Source organism: Streptomyces sp. AM6-12 (genome assembly GCF_044327085.1).
Taxonomy (GTDB): domain Bacteria; phylum Actinomycetota; class Actinomycetes; order Streptomycetales; family Streptomycetaceae; genus Streptomyces.
Window position 1 is genome coordinate 5,649,458 of sequence record NZ_JBIQWN010000001.1, and the last position, 14,471, is coordinate 5,663,928.

Below are 14,471 nucleotides of genomic sequence, written 5' to 3' on the forward strand. Positions count from 1 at the left end.
ACAGTGGTCCTGGTACTGGTCGTTCGGCAGCCGAGCATGGCGATGTGTCCTCACTCAGGGTGTCCGCGCCCTGGTTCGACGTGATCCGGCGGCGAGAGTTCCTGGCTCTCCGGGGGTTCTTCCCCGGTGACAGTGGCGGGACCGCGCCGGATTCGCACCGGCTTCCTCTCCTGCTGCCGTAGATGGCGTGGGCAGTCCACCATGCGCCCGGAACGGCCGTCAACTTGCCGTTGACCTGCGGGAGTGTGCAGATCCCCACACCTCGCGGGGTGGCCGGGCATGCCGGAGGCTCCCCTGCCGCGGGTCGCGGAGGGGAGCCTCGGGGACTGCCGGGGCGGCGCGGGCCGTGCCGCCTTCGAGGTCAGGGCCCTTTCGGGATCAGGGCCCTCTCGGTGTCAGGATGCTGCGGGGCCCTGACGGCTCAGGACTTGGAGACGATCAGGAGGATGCCGTACGCCACCGCCGCCGCGCAGGCCGCGAAGCAGACGTAGGCGCCGGTGACGGCGAGCGTGGCCGAGCCGCCCTCGGCCGCGGCCTTCTCGCGCCGGGCCAGGCCGTTGATGCCGAGGGTGAACAGGACCACCAGGCCCACCGTGAAGGCGAGGCTGACGCCGAAGACGGAGCCGATGGCCGCCCAGTCGATCTTCATGGGGTTGCTTCCTTGGTGAACGGGCTGGGGGTCAGACGGTGGCGGCCGGCGGGACGGCGGAGGCCGTCTGCTCGACGGCCGGGACCGGCGCGGGGGCGGGGATGGTGGCCGTCAGGTCGTCGGCGATCGCGCCCGTGGGCGGCGGGGTCACCGCGGCGATGGCGGTGGTCACCACGCCGGACGGCTCCGCGGCCGGCTCGGCGACCACGTTGGTGTGGTCGATGACCTCGCGCCGGGACAGCTTGTAGATCCAGGCGCTCGCGGCGACCAGGAAGACGGCGACCGCGGCGGTGCCCCCGTCACCGAGTTCGGTGACGGCCTCGGCGCCCGCGCCGACCAGCGCGGCGGCCGGCAGGGTGAGCACCCAGGCGACGGTCATCCGGGTCGCGGTGGACCAGCGGACCACACCGCCCTTGCGGCCGAGGCCCGCACCCATCACCGCGCCGGAGACGACGTGGGTGGTGGAGAGGGAGAAGCCGAGGTGGGAGGAGGCCAGGATGGCGGTCGCGGCGCTGGTCTGCGCGGCGAAGCCCTGACGGGGCTCCAGATCGGTCAGGCCCGTGCCCATGGTGCGGATGATGCGCCAGCCGCCGATGTAGGTGCCGAGCGCGATGGCCAGGCCCGCGGAGAGGATCACCCAGGTGGGAGGGTTGGAGCCGGGGGCGATGGCACCGCCCGCGATCAGCGCCAGGGTGATGACGCCCATCGTCTTCTGCGCGTCGTTGGTGCCGTGCGCGAGGGAGACCAGCGCGGCCGAGGCGACCTGGCCGGCGCGGAAGCCCTTGCGGGTGGCCTCGCCCCCGGACTTGCCGCCGGCGGCGTAGGAGAACCGGGTCGCCACCAGCGCGGCGACACCGGCCACGACCGGCGCGGCGACCGCGGGCAGCAGCACCTTGGTGACCAGCACGCCGCCGTGCACGGCGCCGAATCCGGCGGAGGCGACGGCCGCGCCGATCAGACCGCCCATCAGCGCGTGCGAGGAGCTGGAGGGCAGGCCCACCAGCCAGGTCAGCAGGTTCCAGAGGATCGCGCCGACCAGGGCGGCGAAGATGACCTCGGGACGGATGCCGCTCTCGTCGACGAGACCCTTGGAGATCGTGTTGGCGACCTCCACGGAGAGGAAGGCGCCCACCAGGTTGAGGGTGGCGGACATGGCTACCGCGAGCTTCGGCTTCATCGCGCCTGTGGAGATGGTGGTGGCCATCGCGTTCGCGGTGTCGTGGAAACCGTTCGTGAAATCAAACGCGAGTGCGGTAACCACCACAATCGCGAGGATCAGCGAGAAGCTTTCCATTTACCCAGGCAATCGTTCGAGGTCGTTGTCCGGATGAACGTAGGCAACCTGGGTGAACGGAAGATGAACTGGGGCGGGCACGGGAGTGTCCGCATCGGGCGGGTGAGGCTCCGCTTCCCCTCCCCGAACCGGGCGTGCCCGTGTGCCCCTTGGGCTACCAGTCCGCGGCGAAGGTCCGCAGCCCGCTGGAGCTGCCGTTGAAGAGATTCTGGTCACCCGGCAGCCGGCCCGCGGTGGCGTACTGCCAGAAGGTCCAGGACTGCCAGCCGCCCGGCAGCCTGCCCGGCCCCGAGGAGCCGTGACGGGCGATCCACAGGGGGTGGCGGGAGGCGAAGGCGTGGCTGTCGCCGGTGCACTGCTTCCACCAGTGGGCTGTGGTGTAGATCACGGGACGGCGGCCGGTCTCGCGGACCATCTCGTCGCTGAACGACCAGATCCAGGACTTCATGCGCTTCCAGCCCAGCCTGTAGCAGGGGTGCTTCGCGCTGTACGGGTTGTACTCGATGTCCAGTGCGGGCGGCAGCGTCCAGCCGTCCGGCTGCCAGTCGCCGCCGTGCGCCACGAAGTACTTGGCCTGCCGGGCGCCGGAGGACCTGTCGGGCAGCGCGAAGTGGTAGGCGCCGCGGATCAGTCCGGCGTCGCGCGCACCGTCGTACTGCTGGTGGAAGTAGGGGTTCTGGTAGCCAGTGGACTCGGTCGCCTTGACGTAGACGAAGCGCGCCCCGCCGGACCGGGCGGCCGGCCAGTCCACGTTCCGCTGGTGGGACGACACGTCGTGCCCCTTGGGCAGGCTCGCGATCCGGCCCGAGGGACCGGCCGCGGCGGCGGTGGCGCAGGTCAGGGCGAGTGTCGCCGCGGTGGCCGCGAGGGCACCGGCGCGGCGGCGGAGGTGGATGCGGTCACGGGCCATGTGCCAACTCCCCGGGGGTGACGGACGACCGGATCGCCCGGCGGGCAGGAGGGCTCATTCAAGGGCCGCTGATCGTTGAATCTGGGGAGATTCTTAGCGTTTGGCCTGATATGCACCCTTTTGGGGGTGCGGAACCGCGGGCGGAAATGCGGCGACCGGCCTCCTGGTGTACAAGTGGCTGGCAGGATCGCGGACATGACCTCCAAGCTGCGGGAGACGGGCGGAGAAGTGCGCGGGGAAGCGGCCAGGCGGTGGGCGGAGCTGGTGGCGACGGCACGGCGGAGCGTCGCCGGCGGGCTGGTCGTCGGCACCTCCGGCAATGTCTCCGTGCGCGTCGGGGACGTGGTGCTGGTCACCCCCTCGGGTATGCCTTACGACCGGCTCACCCCGGACGACATCACCGGCGTGGACCTCACCGGCCGTCAGGTGCTCGGCACGCTGGTGCCGACCAGCGAGCTGCCCATGCACCTCGCCGTCTACCGCACCACCGGCGCACAGGCGGTCGTCCACACCCACGCCGTGCACGCCACCGCGGTCTCCACGCTGGTGCCCGAGCTGCCGCTGGTCCACTACATGGCCGCCGCCCTCGGCGGTCCCGTACGCGTGGCGCCCTACGCCGCCTACGGCACCGACGCGTTGGCCGCGCACATGCTCCAGGCCCTCGACGGCCGCTCCGGCTGCCTTCTCCAGAACCACGGCACCCTCACCTACGGCGCCACCCTCGACCAGGCGTACGACCGCACCGCCCAGCTGGAGTGGATGTGCCGCCTCTGGCTGACCGCCTCCTCGGTGCCGGGTCTGACCCCGTCTCTGCTGACGGAGGCACAACTCGCCGAAGTCGGGGAACGCCTGAAGGGATACGGCCAACGGAGGTGACCCGTGTCCCACAGCTCCCCGAGCGGCGCCCCGCTCAGCTCTCCGCTCCGCGACCTGACCTCGGCCCTGCACCTTTCATCCCGGTATCTCCCCCCGTCACTCCACTCCGCCTCTCCACTGGCCGGGCACCGGGCCCCCCGTGACACTGGTGGCGTGCGCCCCCTCAAAGCGACCGCCGCCGCGGTCACCGCCGTCGTGGCCGCCGGCCTGGCATCCGTGGCCGCCGGGCGGCTCGCCAGCGATGTCGCGCTGAAGGTGTCCGGCAGCCGGCCGCTGCCCACCGAACCGCGGCTCACCGTGCACGGCACCGCGGCCGGCCAGATCACGCTCACCCGCGACCTGGCCTCGCTGCGCCCCGGCACCTACGGCCTCGCGGGCGACGGTTCGCACGCGGTCGTGGGACCCGTCCTGCGGGCGGCGGTGCACACCGCCGACACCGTCGTACGCCGCCTGGACGGCGTGACGCACGGCACCCTCGCACCCGGCGACCAGGTGTGGCTCACCCCCAACCTGTACGTCGGCAACCCGCGCACCGCGCTCGGCCTCGACCACGCCGACGTGGACGTGCCCGGCGAACTCGGCGCGCTGCCCGCCTGGTTCCTGCCCGGCGACCGGGACACCTGGGTGATCGCCGTGCACGGCCTGGGCACCACCCGCGAGCACACCATGAACGTGATGGGCTTCCTGCACGGCCGCCGCCTGCCGGTGCTGGCCCTCGCCTACCGCGGCGACCTCGGCGCGCCCCGCCCCGCCGACGGCCTGCACCACCTCGGCGAGAGCGAGTGGCGCGACGTGGACGCGGCGATCCGCTACGCCGTGCGCTACGGCGCCCGCCGCGTCGTCCTCCTCGGCTGGTCCACCGGCGCCACCATGGCGCTGCGCGCCGCCGAGCACTCCGCCGTGCGCGACCGCGTCGCCGGGCTGATCCTCGACTCGCCGGTGCTCAGCTGGGAGGCCACACTGCGCGCCCTCGCCCGCGCCCGGCACACCCCCGCCCCGCTGCTGCCGCTCGCGGTCCGCGCCGCCCAGGGCCGCGCGGGGCTGCACGCCGACCGGGTCGCCGAGATCACCGACCCCGAGCGGCTCGCCGTGCCGACGCTGATCGTCCACGGCCCCGGCGACCGGGTCGCTCCCTGGGAGTTCTCCCGGCTGCTCGCCGCCCGCCGCCCCGACCGGGTCGCCCTGCACACCGTGCCGGACGCCCCGCACGCGGCGATGTGGAACCCGGACCCCAAGGCGTACGAGGAACGGTTGCGGCGCTTCCTGACGCCGCTGATGTGACGCCGCTGGTGTGACGCCGCGTGACCCGACGCGACCCGATGCGGTGACCTTGTCGCCGTGACCTGACGCGGCCTGATGCGACCCCGCCGATGTGACGGCGTACGCCGGGGCGCACCGGGCGCGCGGCGAACGGCCGGGGTCCTTCCGGTTGCGACCATGCGGTTGGCCGAAAGCCGCCGGTCCACCCCCTGCGGAAGCCGGTGCGCCGCCCCGCTCCGTCGCCCGCCATGACATTCCGTTTGGGTTTTCGGACCGTCAACCGGAAGACTGCCCCTGTGACGTCCCGTATCCCGCGCGACTCCAGGCTCCGACTCGTCCGACCTCGACCCCTGGCCGCCGCCCCCAGAGCTGTGAACCAGCGGCGCCCGCGCCGCGCCGCACCCCGGCCGCCGGAGGGCACCCCCGCCGCCGCCGAGCTGGCGAAAATGGCCCGCACCCAGCTGGCCGGCGCGGTCCGCGTCGCCCGCTGGGCGGACAACGCCCTGGGCCCCGGCCGTGACGCCGCCACCGCAGACGGCAAGGCCACCCTCTCCGCCGCCACCGCCGACCGTGCCGCCGCCGACCTCGGGCTCACCCCCGAGCAGGTCCGCGCCGACTGGGACACCGCACGCCTGGCCGGACTGGTCGAGGTGCACGGCGACAGCGCGCGCCCCGGCTGGCGGCTGCGCGCCTGGGACCGGGACGACAGCGCCGTGCTGCGCGGCTGGGTCGCCCTCTTCGACGCCTGGTCGCTCGCCCTGCCCGAACCCGCGGGGCACGAGCCGGCCGCCGTCGCGGAGGCCGTCTCCGCCATGCCGCAGGTGCTCTCCTTCCTCCAGCTGTCCGCCGGACCCGTCCCGGTCGAGCAGCTGCTCGACCTGCTCCAGCAGCGGGTCATCGAACTGCGCACCGAACGCTGCGAGGTCTCCTACGAGCCCGGCACCGAGCCCCCCACCGGGCCCACCGGGTCCACCGGAACCCCGGACACCGCGCCCGCCGCCGAGCCCGCCGGAACCCCGGTCGCCCCGGCTGCCTCCGCTCCCGCCGGAACCCCGGTGGCCCCGCCCGCCGCCGTAGGGCCCGCCAAGGTCCCGGACGCCCCGACCGCCTCCCTCGCGCCGCTCCTCGACTGGGCGCTCGCGGCCCTCGCCAGCGTCGGCGCCCTCACCTGCGGCGCCGGCCAGGCCACCCTCACCCCGCTGGGCAGCTGGGCGGTGTGGGTCAAGCTGGAGCAGATCTGCGTGGCCGCGCAGAGCCCGGCCGGCAACATCGAGCAGTCCGCCGAGGACATGCTGCGCGGCTGCGCCCAGCTGCGCCCCAACGCGGCCCGCGCCGAGTACCGCGCCTGGCTCGCCGCCCGCACCGTCGGCAGCGCCGTCGCCGAACTGATCGACGCCGCCCGCGGCGAGGACGCCCTGCTGCGCGGGCTGGCCTTCGAGGCGCTGCGCGTGGTCGGCGCCCCCGCCGAGCCCGAGGTGCGCGCGGTCGTCGACGAGCCGACGCTGCGGCCGTACGCCCTGCTCTGGCTGGCCGAGCACGACGGCCTCGACCCGGAGGACGCCCACGAGGTGCTCACCCGCGAGGAGGCCACCTGGCTCTGGGTGGACACCGCCGCGGCCGTCGCCGACCACGGCGAGGCACCGATGCTGGTCCGGCACCTTGAGTCCGCGGTGCAGCCCACGGTGCCCCGGCTGCTCGACGAGGTCCGCGCCGTCGGCCACCCGCGCACCGTGCAGGTCCTGGTGGCCCTCGCCGCCGCCCACCCGGACCCGGCCCTCGCCAAGGCCGTGCGCCGGGCCGCGTTCCAGGTGCACACCGGCGGCTGAGGAACCCGCGCCGGAGGCGGCTCAGACGCCCAGCTCCGGCGCGTACGTCCCGAAGTTCCAGATGTTGCCCTCGACGTCCCGCGCCAGGTACTCCCGCGAGCCGTAGTCCTGGTCCGTCGGGGGCATCAGGATCTCCACGCCGTGCGCCGCGGCCCGCCGGTGATGGGCGTCCACGTCGTCCACCACGACGTAGACCCCGGCGGGCCCCGCGTCCCGCATCGCCGCGTCGAACGGGCCGCCGCGGCCCCTGGAGGCGATCATCACCGCGCCGTTGCCCTGGAGCAGCTCGGCGTGCAGCACCGTGCCGTCGGCCGCCTCGTACACGGTCAGCTCGGTGAAGCCGAGGCCCTCCGTGAGCTGCCGGATCGCCGCCTTCGCGTCCGTGTACAGCAGCGTGGGGCAGATGCCCGGCCGCCCCCCACCCATCGACGCCATACGGATCACTCCTCCCGGAACTCCGGACTCCCGGATCCACCGGAGAGTTCTCCCCCCTCCGCCGTCCGGGGATGCGGCCCCGGGGCCCCCGAGGCCCGCGCACGGGAAAACGGCTTGCACGGCCCCGTTAGACTTCTCCCATGGCCATTCTCCTCGCGCATTAGACGGCGGGAACGTCCTCAGCCGCCCACCCGCCAACCTCTGTACGCCCAGGAGTCTGTCCGTGATCTCCGCCACCGGAATCGAGCTGCGCGCCGGCGCCCGCATCCTCATCGAGAACGCCACCTTCCGGGTGGCCAAGGGCGACCGCATCGGCCTCGTCGGCCGTAACGGCGCAGGCAAGACCACCCTCACCAAGTGCCTGGCCGGCGAGGGCATGCCCGCGGCCGGCACCATCACCCGCTCCGGCGAGGTCGGCTACCTCCCGCAGGACCCCCGCACCGGCGACCTGGACGTCCTCGCCCGCGACCGCATCCTGTCCGCCCGCGGCCTGGACGTGCTGCTGCGCAAGATGCGCGAGAACGAGGAGCGGATCGCCAACGGCAAGGGCGCCACCCGCGACAAGGCGATGAAGCAGTACGAGCGCCAGGAGACGGAGTTCCTCACCAAGGGTGGGTACGCCGCCGAGGCCGAGGCCGCCACCATCGCCGCCGCGCTGAACCTGCCCGACCGGGTGCTCGGCCAGCCGCTGCACACCCTCTCCGGCGGTCAGCGCCGCCGTATCGAGCTGGCCCGGATCCTGTTCTCGGACGCGGACACCCTGCTCCTGGACGAGCCCACCAACCACCTCGACGCCGACTCGATCGCCTGGCTGCGGGACTACCTGAAGACCTACCGCGGCGGCTTCATCGTGATCTCCCACGACGTCGACCTGGTCGAGACGGTCGTCAACAAGGTGTTCTACCTGGACGCCAACCGCTCGAACATCGACGTCTACAACATGGGCTGGAAGCTCTACCAGCAGCAGCGCGAGGCCGACGAGAAGCGCCGCAAGCGCGAGCGGGCCAACGCCGAGAAGAAGGCCGCCGCCCTGAACGCGCAGGCCGACAAGATGCGGGCCAAGGCCACCAAGACCGTCGCCGCGCAGAACATGGCCCGCCGCGCCGACAAGCTGCTCTCGGGTCTGGAGGCGGTCCGTCAGTCCGACAAGGTCGCCAAGCTCCGCTTCCCCGAGCCCGCGCCCTGCGGCAAGACCCCGCTGATGGCCGAGGGCCTGTCGAAGTCGTACGGCTCGCTGGAGATCTTCACCGACGTCGACCTCGCCATCGACAAGGGCTCGCGGGTCGTCATCCTCGGTCTGAACGGCGCGGGCAAGACGACCCTGCTGCGCCTGCTCGGCGGCGTCGAGCAGCCCGACACCGGCAAGGTCGTCCCCGGTCACGGACTCAAGCTCGGCTACTACGCCCAGGAGCACGAGACCCTCGACCCCGAGCGCACCGTCCTGGAGAACATGCGCTCGGCCGCCCCGGACATGGACCTGGTCGAGGTCCGCAAGGTGCTCGGCTCCTTCCTGTTCTCCGGCGACGACGTGGACAAGCCCGCGGGCGTCCTGTCCGGCGGCGAGAAGACCCGGCTCGCGCTCGCGACCCTGGTGGTCTCCTCCGCCAACGTCCTGCTGCTGGACGAGCCGACCAACAACCTCGACCCGGCCAGCCGCGAGGAGATCCTCGGCGCGCTGCGCACCTACAAGGGCGCGGTCGTCCTCGTCACCCACGACGAGGGCGCGGTGGAGGCGCTCCAGCCCGAGCGGATCATCCTGCTGCCCGACGGCGTCGAGGACCTGTGGGGCTCCGACTACGCGGACCTCGTCGCCCTGGCATGACCGGCGGTCCGATCCGCTGAGTATGGATCATTCGGCCGAGCCGTGATCCGCCATCTGTGTGAGATCTCCTCATACCAGGGTGTGTCGTACACCGATTTCCCGGCCGATCCCTTGTCCAGCAAGGGGTCGGCCGTGGCGCGTCTCTGACCTGGCACTTCGCGAACCCACCCGTTCGGCCCTGTCGACGGCGACCGCTGGAATCTGGCATTCCGCTTGTGCGGATCGGCTCCTGTCGTCACAACGATGTCCCACCGACCTTGCCGAATGGGTGGCCATCGGGCCCCGGAGGGGTGATCATGAGGGGACCAGAGCGCACTTCCCATGAGGAGGCACGGGTGGCCGAGACTCTGAAGAAGGGCAGCCGGGTGACCGGCGCCGCGCGCGACAAGCTCGCGGCAGACCTGAAGAAGAAGTACGACTCCGGTGCGAGCATCCGGGCACTGGCCGAGGAGACCGGCCGCTCGTATGGCTTCGTGCACCGGATGCTCAGCGAGTCGGGCGTCACGCTGCGAGGGCGTGGCGGAGCGACCCGGGGCAAGAAGGCCGCATCGTCCTGACTCCGGGCGGCCCATCGGCTTCGATGGTGGCCACCCGGTCGGCGATCCGACCGGCCGGGTGGTTACTGTGCAGTCACTTAGCTCTGCTTCGCTGACCGCACCCATCGGAGGCGCCCCATGGCCACGCCCGACCAGGACCTCGCTCCTGTACTCGACAAGGACGGCGTACGGCTCACCGTCGACGACGCGCTCGCCACGGTGACGCTGACGAACCCGGCCAAGCGCAACGCGCAGAGCCCCGCCCTGTGGCGGGCGCTCGCCGAGGCCGGGCGGCTGCTGCCGGGCTCCGTCCGTGTCGTGGTGCTGCGCGGCGAGGGCAAGTCCTTCTCCGCGGGGCTGGACCGGCAGATGTTCACCCCGGAGGGGATTCCGGGCGAGCCGACCTTCACCGATATCGCGCGCCGTGACGACGCCGGGCTCGACGCGACCATCGCCGAATTCCAGGAGGCGTTCACCTGGTGGCGACGCAATGACATCGTGTCCGTCGCCGCCGTCCAAGGGCATGCCATCGGTGCCGGCTTCCAGCTGGCGCTCGCCTGCGATCTGCGGGTCGTCGCCGACGATGTGCAGTTCGCGATGCGCGAGACCAGCCTCGGCATCGTTCCCGACCTGGCCGGCACGCACCCGCTGGTCGGCCTGGTCGGGTATGCCCGCGCGCTGGAGATCTGCGTGACCGGGCGGTTCGTCGGCGCGCAGGAGTCGGTGGCCTCGGGCCTGGCCAACCTGGCCGTCCCGGCGGACCAGCTTGACGGCGCCGTACGCGACCTGACCGCCGCGCTGCTGGCCGCGCCGCGGGACGCCGTGGTCGAGACCAAGGCCCTGCTCAGCGGTGCGGCCGGCCGTTCGTACGACGAACAGCGCGCTGCCGAGCGCGCGGCCCAGGCTCGCCGGCTGCGGGACCTGGCCGGCACCGGCGAATAGGCAGCCGCGGCGGGCCCTATCCCACCGTCGTGACCAGGACGGCCACCGTCGGCCTGTCCTCCAGTGCGTTCCGTACGGCCGCGCGTACCCGCCGGGCCACCTCAACGGTCCGGTGGGTCGCGTCGGTGGCTAGGTCCACCCGCACATGGCGGTGGGCCAGCGCGGCCGCGCCGTCCGTCCGCTCCTCGACGTGCACCGCCCGCCCCGGCCCGGTCAGCCGTACCACTCCCGGCACCGCGAGGGCCGCCTCGGCCGCGCGCACCTCGGACAGCGTCGCCGCCTCCCGTGCCGCCGGCGGCCGCGGCGGCCGCACCTCCACGAGCCGCCCGTCCGGCTCCAGCAGATCCGTGATCCGCAGATCCACCTCCGTCACCACCAGGCCGAGGCGTTCGGCCGCCGCCGTCGCGAGCAGCTTCCGCAGCCGCGCGGCGGTCTCCGGCAGCGGGTCGGCAAAGCCCGCCGTGCAGTCGGCCGTCACCCGGAGGGAGCCCGGCGGCAGCGCGCTCGGCGGGGCCGGTACGACGGGCTCGGTGGCCCGCGAGGGATCGGCGAGCCCGATCCGCAGCGCGCCCAGGCGCACACCGGGCATGCCGTCCGCCGCCGCCCGGCCCAGGGCCGCGCGCGCCGCGTCCTCCGCGATCCAGGCGCCGTCCTCCGGCCCGCCCAGCGGCAGCAGCCTGCCGAGCCCCGCATGGTCCCGTACGACCTTGGTCCACCCGTCCGTCATTCCTCCAGCCTGCCGCATTCCCAGCGCGCAGTCGCGCAACCTTGCTTACGGTGGTCGAAGGACGACGACCGAAAGGGACGTACGGCGATGACCGACATGACGACGACCCCCGAAGGCGGCGGCGAGCCGCACACGTCGACCCGGAAGGCCGTCCGGCGCGGTGGCGGGGACGCGGCCACCCGCGGCCGGACCACCATCGCGGACGGCGTGGTCGAGAAGATCGCCGGACTGGCCGCACGGGACGTGATCGGCGTGTACGCGATGGGCGGCGGCTTCGCCCGCACCCTCGGCGCCGTGCGCGACCGGGTGCCCGGCGGTTCCAAGTCGGTGACCCGCGGCGTGAAGGCCGAGGTCGGCGAGGTGCAGGCCGCCCTCGACCTGGAGATCGTGGTGGACTACGGCGTCTCCATCCGCGAGGTCGCCGGCGCGGTGCGCGAGAACGTGGTCGCCGCGGTCGAGCGGATGACCGGACTGGAGGTCGTCGAGGTCAACATCGCGGTCAGCGACGTCAAGCTGCCCGACGAGGAGGATGAGGACGAGCCGGAGCCCCGCATCCACTGACCGGGCACGCCCGGGCCTCGTGCACCTGACGGACTGCCTCGTGCACCTGACGAACCTGACGGACTGAGGAGCGATGCATGAGCATGGCCATGGTCGGCTTGATCGCCGGAATGGCGCTGGGGTTCGCCGGGTACTTCGGCGGATTCGGCGCGTTTTTGCTGGTGGCGGCGTTGGGCGCCGTCGGCTTCGTGGTCGGCCGGTTCGCGGAGGGCGATCTGGACCTCGGCGACTTCTTCCGCGGCCGCGACCGGCGGTGAGCGCCGTGACCACCGGGACCGACGCGGTACGGCAGCCACCGGCCCGGGTGCCGCCCGCGGAACGGGGCGCCACCCGGATCGCCGACCGGGTGGTGGCGAAGGTCGCCGCGCAGGCCGCCCGCGAGGCGGTGGGCCCGCCGCCCGCCGACGCCGGGCCGCCGCACGCCACGGTGGCCGTCCACCACGACACCGCCCGCGTCCGCGTCGACCTCGAACTCGGTTACCCCTGCGACATCGCCGCCCGCTGCGCCGCCGTGCGCCGTCAAGTGGCCGAGCGGGTGGGCGCGTTGGTGAACGTGACGGTCACCGAGGTCGTCGTCGGCGTCGAGCGGCTGCACCCGTCGGCGGCCGCGGCCGGGAGGATCCGATGAGCTCGGCAGATGCCGCCACGACCCTCGACAAGACCACCGGCGCGCCCGCGGACGCGGGCGGCAGCGGTCGCTTCTGGGCGCCGCGCCGGGTCCCCGCGGGCATCGTCGCCGTCCTGCTGCTGGCCGGCGCGGGCCTGCTGCTCTACGACATCGCCGCGGTCCGCGCGCACCGGCCCGCGATGCGCTGGCGCCGCGCCCTCGCCCGCGAGCTGGCCGAACGGCCCCTGGACGACACCTGGGTGCTGGCCGGCGCGGCGCTCGCGGCGGCCCTCGGCCTGTGGCTGCTCGCCCTCGCGCTCACGCCGGGACTGCGCTCCCTGCTGCCGATGCGCCGCCCGCACCCGGACGTCCGCGCCGCGCTCCACCGGGACGCGGCGGCCCAGGTGCTGCGCGACCGCGCCATGGACGTGTCCGGCGTACGGTCCGTGCGGGTGCGGATGCGCCGCCGCAAGGCCGCCGTCCGCGCCGTCTCGCACTTCCGCGCACCGGACGACGTACGCGCCGACCTGGACACCACCCTCACCGAGGCGGTCCACGGCCTCGGTCTGACCCATGCGCCCCGGCTCGCCCTGCGGGTGGACCGGGCCCCGCGGAAGGGATGACGGCGATGCGCTCCGGGGGACTCAACCGCGCCCTGCTCGCCCTGGCCGGACTGATCCTGCTCGCCCTCGGCGGCGCGGTCCTCGCCGTCGGCCTCGGCGTCCGGCCGCCCTCCTGGTGGATCCACGGCGGCCCGCACGACGTCCTGCTCAGCCGCGCCGAGCGGACCCGCTACCGGGGGGCCCGCTGGTGGTGGCCGGCGCTCATCGCCGCCCTGGCCGTCCTCGTCCTGCTGGCCCTGTGGTGGCTGAGCGCGATCCTGCGCCGGCCCCGCCTCGCCGAGATCCGCGTGGACACCGGCGACGGCGCCTTCGCCGTCCTGCGGGCCAGGGCACTGGAGAGCGCCCTGGCCGAGGAGGCCGCCACGGCCCCCGGCGTCGCCCACGCACGGGTACGGCTGCGCGGCCGGCGCAGGAAGCCCAGGGTGCGGGCCCGGCTGCGGCTGGCCCCCGAGGTGGACCCGTCGAGGGCGCTGGCCGACTTCACCACCGGGCCCCTGGCCCACGCCCGCGAGTCGGCGGCCCTGCCCGCCCTGCCGGCGGACGTCCGCCTCGGCGCGGTCAGACACCGGGCGGAACGGGTCACCTGACGGGCCGCCGGCCGCGCGACCCCCTCGGGATCAGCGCCGCGCGGCCCCCTCGGGATCAGAACCCGCGCCGCATCCCGCCGTCCACCGGCACCATGATCCCCGTCAGGTACGACGCCGCCGGGGACAGCAGGAAGGCCGCGACCCGCCCGAACTCCTCCGGGGTGCCGTAGCGGCGCAGCGGGATCCGGGACTCGTTGGCGGCGCGGGTGGCCTCCGGGTCGGCGGACAGGGAGTCCAGCTCGCGCACCCGGTCCGTGTCGATGCGGGCCGGGAGCAGGCCCAGCACCCGGATGCCGCGCGGGCCCAGCTCGTCCGCGAGGGACTTGGCGAAACCGGCGAGTCCGGGGCGCAGGCCGTTGGAGATCGTCAGGGCCGGGATCGGCTCGTGCACCGAGCCGGACAGCACGAAGCCGATGACCCCGCCCTCGTCCAGCTCGGCCGCCGCCGCGCGGGCGAGCCGCACCGCGCCGAGGAAGACGGACTCGAACGCGGCGCGCCACTGCTCGTCGGTGTTGTCGGCGACGAAGCCGGGCGGCGGGCCGCCCACGCTCACCAGCACCCCGTGGAAGCCGCCGAAGTGCTCACGGGCGGCCGCGATCAGCCGCTCGGGCGCCTGCTCGTCGGCGTTGTCCATGGCCACGCCCAGCGCGTCCGGGCCCAGTTCGGCGGCGGCCGCCGCGGCCCGCTGCTCGTCCCGGCCGGTGATCACCACCTTCGCGCCGTCCGCGAGGAGCTGCCGCGCGGCCGCGTTGCCCAGGCCGCGGGTGGCCCCGGTGACGATGTACACCCGGTCCTTCAGTCCAAGATCCATGGTCC

General features: G+C 73.9%; 17 protein-coding genes and 1 riboswitch. Of the genes, 11 read left to right on the forward strand and 6 right to left on the reverse strand.

Going from position 1 to position 14,471, the window contains the following annotated elements; translation table 11 throughout:
- Window positions 1–72: 72 nt before the first annotated feature.
- Window positions 73–216, reverse strand: a riboswitch (cobalamin riboswitch).
- Between the two features lie 205 nt (window positions 217–421).
- From ACE4Q9_RS25685 to ACE4Q9_RS25695, 3 genes are all read right to left on the reverse strand, one after another.
- Window positions 422–649, reverse strand: coding sequence for a hypothetical protein (locus tag ACE4Q9_RS25685; protein ID WP_397986595.1), 228 nt, complete (start codon window positions 647–649; stop codon window positions 422–424).
- Between the two features lie 31 nt (window positions 650–680).
- Window positions 681–1,943 carry an anion permease gene (locus tag ACE4Q9_RS25690; RefSeq protein WP_397986596.1) on the reverse strand — a complete coding sequence of 421 codons (1,263 nt, stop codon included), beginning with the start codon at window positions 1,941–1,943 and terminating at the stop codon, window positions 681–683.
- A 154-nt stretch (window positions 1,944–2,097) separates the two neighbouring features.
- Window positions 2,098–2,853: a lysozyme gene (locus ACE4Q9_RS25695; protein WP_397986597.1), complete on the reverse strand. Its 756-nt coding sequence runs from the start codon at window positions 2,851–2,853 to the stop codon at window positions 2,098–2,100.
- A gap of 195 nt (window positions 2,854–3,048) precedes the next feature.
- On the opposite strand from ACE4Q9_RS25695, the gene ACE4Q9_RS25700 reads away from it, so the two are divergent.
- The 3 genes from ACE4Q9_RS25700 to ACE4Q9_RS25710 all read left to right on the forward strand — a co-directional run bounded on the left by ACE4Q9_RS25700 (window position 3,049) and on the right by ACE4Q9_RS25710 (window position 6,815).
- Window positions 3,049–3,729 (forward strand): class II aldolase/adducin family protein, encoded by a 681-nt coding sequence (locus ACE4Q9_RS25700; protein WP_397986598.1) that lies wholly within the window; start codon window positions 3,049–3,051, stop codon window positions 3,727–3,729.
- 153 nt (window positions 3,730–3,882) lie between these two features.
- Complete coding sequence (locus ACE4Q9_RS25705; protein WP_397986599.1) at window positions 3,883–5,010, forward strand: alpha/beta hydrolase; 1,128 nt, start codon at window positions 3,883–3,885, stop codon at window positions 5,008–5,010.
- Window positions 5,011–5,435: 425 nt separating this feature from the next.
- Complete coding sequence (locus ACE4Q9_RS25710) at window positions 5,436–6,815, forward strand: hypothetical protein (RefSeq protein ID WP_397987328.1); 1,380 nt, start codon at window positions 5,436–5,438, stop codon at window positions 6,813–6,815.
- A gap of 21 nt (window positions 6,816–6,836) precedes the next feature.
- Here ACE4Q9_RS25710 and ACE4Q9_RS25715 read toward each other — a convergent pair whose 3' ends face one another.
- Window positions 6,837–7,250, reverse strand: a complete 414-nt coding sequence (locus ACE4Q9_RS25715; protein WP_397986600.1) for a VOC family protein — start codon at window positions 7,248–7,250, stop codon at window positions 6,837–6,839.
- Window positions 7,251–7,473: 223 nt separating this feature from the next.
- On the opposite strand from ACE4Q9_RS25715, the gene ACE4Q9_RS25720 reads away from it, so the two are divergent.
- From ACE4Q9_RS25720 to ACE4Q9_RS25730, 3 genes are all read left to right on the forward strand, one after another.
- Window positions 7,474–9,072, forward strand: coding sequence for an ABC-F family ATP-binding cassette domain-containing protein (locus ACE4Q9_RS25720; protein ID WP_397986601.1), 1,599 nt, complete (start codon window positions 7,474–7,476; stop codon window positions 9,070–9,072).
- 335 nt (window positions 9,073–9,407) lie between these two features.
- Window positions 9,408–9,629 (forward strand): helix-turn-helix domain-containing protein, encoded by a 222-nt coding sequence (locus ACE4Q9_RS25725; protein ID WP_004002281.1) that lies wholly within the window; start codon window positions 9,408–9,410, stop codon window positions 9,627–9,629.
- Between the two features lie 117 nt (window positions 9,630–9,746).
- Complete coding sequence (locus ACE4Q9_RS25730) at window positions 9,747–10,550, forward strand: enoyl-CoA hydratase/isomerase family protein (protein ID WP_397986602.1); 804 nt, start codon at window positions 9,747–9,749, stop codon at window positions 10,548–10,550.
- Between the two features lie 16 nt (window positions 10,551–10,566).
- On the opposite strand, the gene ACE4Q9_RS25735 is transcribed toward ACE4Q9_RS25730, so the two are convergent.
- The gene (locus tag ACE4Q9_RS25735) at window positions 10,567–11,277 is read right to left on the reverse strand and encodes a nucleopolyhedrovirus P10 family protein (RefSeq protein ID WP_397986603.1); all 711 of its coding nucleotides are present in this window, start codon (window positions 11,275–11,277) and stop codon (window positions 10,567–10,569) included.
- Between the two features lie 87 nt (window positions 11,278–11,364).
- Here ACE4Q9_RS25735 and ACE4Q9_RS25740 point away from each other — a divergent pair, with 87 nt between their 5' ends.
- The 5 genes from ACE4Q9_RS25740 (at window position 11,365) to amaP (ending at window position 13,655) form a co-directional block, all read left to right on the forward strand.
- Complete coding sequence (locus tag ACE4Q9_RS25740) at window positions 11,365–11,838, forward strand: Asp23/Gls24 family envelope stress response protein (protein ID WP_397986604.1); 474 nt, start codon at window positions 11,365–11,367, stop codon at window positions 11,836–11,838.
- Between the two features lie 77 nt (window positions 11,839–11,915).
- Window positions 11,916–12,095 (forward strand): hypothetical protein, encoded by a 180-nt coding sequence (locus tag ACE4Q9_RS25745; RefSeq protein ID WP_397986605.1) that lies wholly within the window; start codon window positions 11,916–11,918, stop codon window positions 12,093–12,095.
- Window positions 12,092–12,466 carry a hypothetical protein gene (locus ACE4Q9_RS25750; protein ID WP_397986606.1) on the forward strand — a complete coding sequence of 125 codons (375 nt, stop codon included), beginning with the start codon at window positions 12,092–12,094 and terminating at the stop codon, window positions 12,464–12,466. Before ACE4Q9_RS25745 ends, ACE4Q9_RS25750 begins: the two co-directional genes overlap by 4 nt.
- On the forward strand, window positions 12,463–13,068 hold the full coding sequence (locus ACE4Q9_RS25755) for a DUF6286 domain-containing protein (RefSeq protein WP_397986607.1): 606 nt from the start codon (window positions 12,463–12,465) through the stop codon (window positions 13,066–13,068). Before ACE4Q9_RS25750 ends, ACE4Q9_RS25755 begins: the two co-directional genes overlap by 4 nt.
- On the forward strand, window positions 13,065–13,655 hold the full coding sequence (gene amaP, locus ACE4Q9_RS25760) for an alkaline shock response membrane anchor protein AmaP (protein ID WP_397986608.1): 591 nt from the start codon (window positions 13,065–13,067) through the stop codon (window positions 13,653–13,655). Before ACE4Q9_RS25755 ends, amaP begins: the two co-directional genes overlap by 4 nt.
- A 55-nt stretch (window positions 13,656–13,710) precedes the next feature.
- Here the strand turns inward: amaP and ACE4Q9_RS25765 are convergent, their stop codons facing one another.
- A complete protein-coding gene (locus ACE4Q9_RS25765) occupies window positions 13,711–14,466 on the reverse strand; it encodes an SDR family oxidoreductase (protein ID WP_397986609.1) in 756 nt (251 codons plus the stop codon).
- Between the last annotated feature and the right edge of the window lie 5 nt (window positions 14,467–14,471).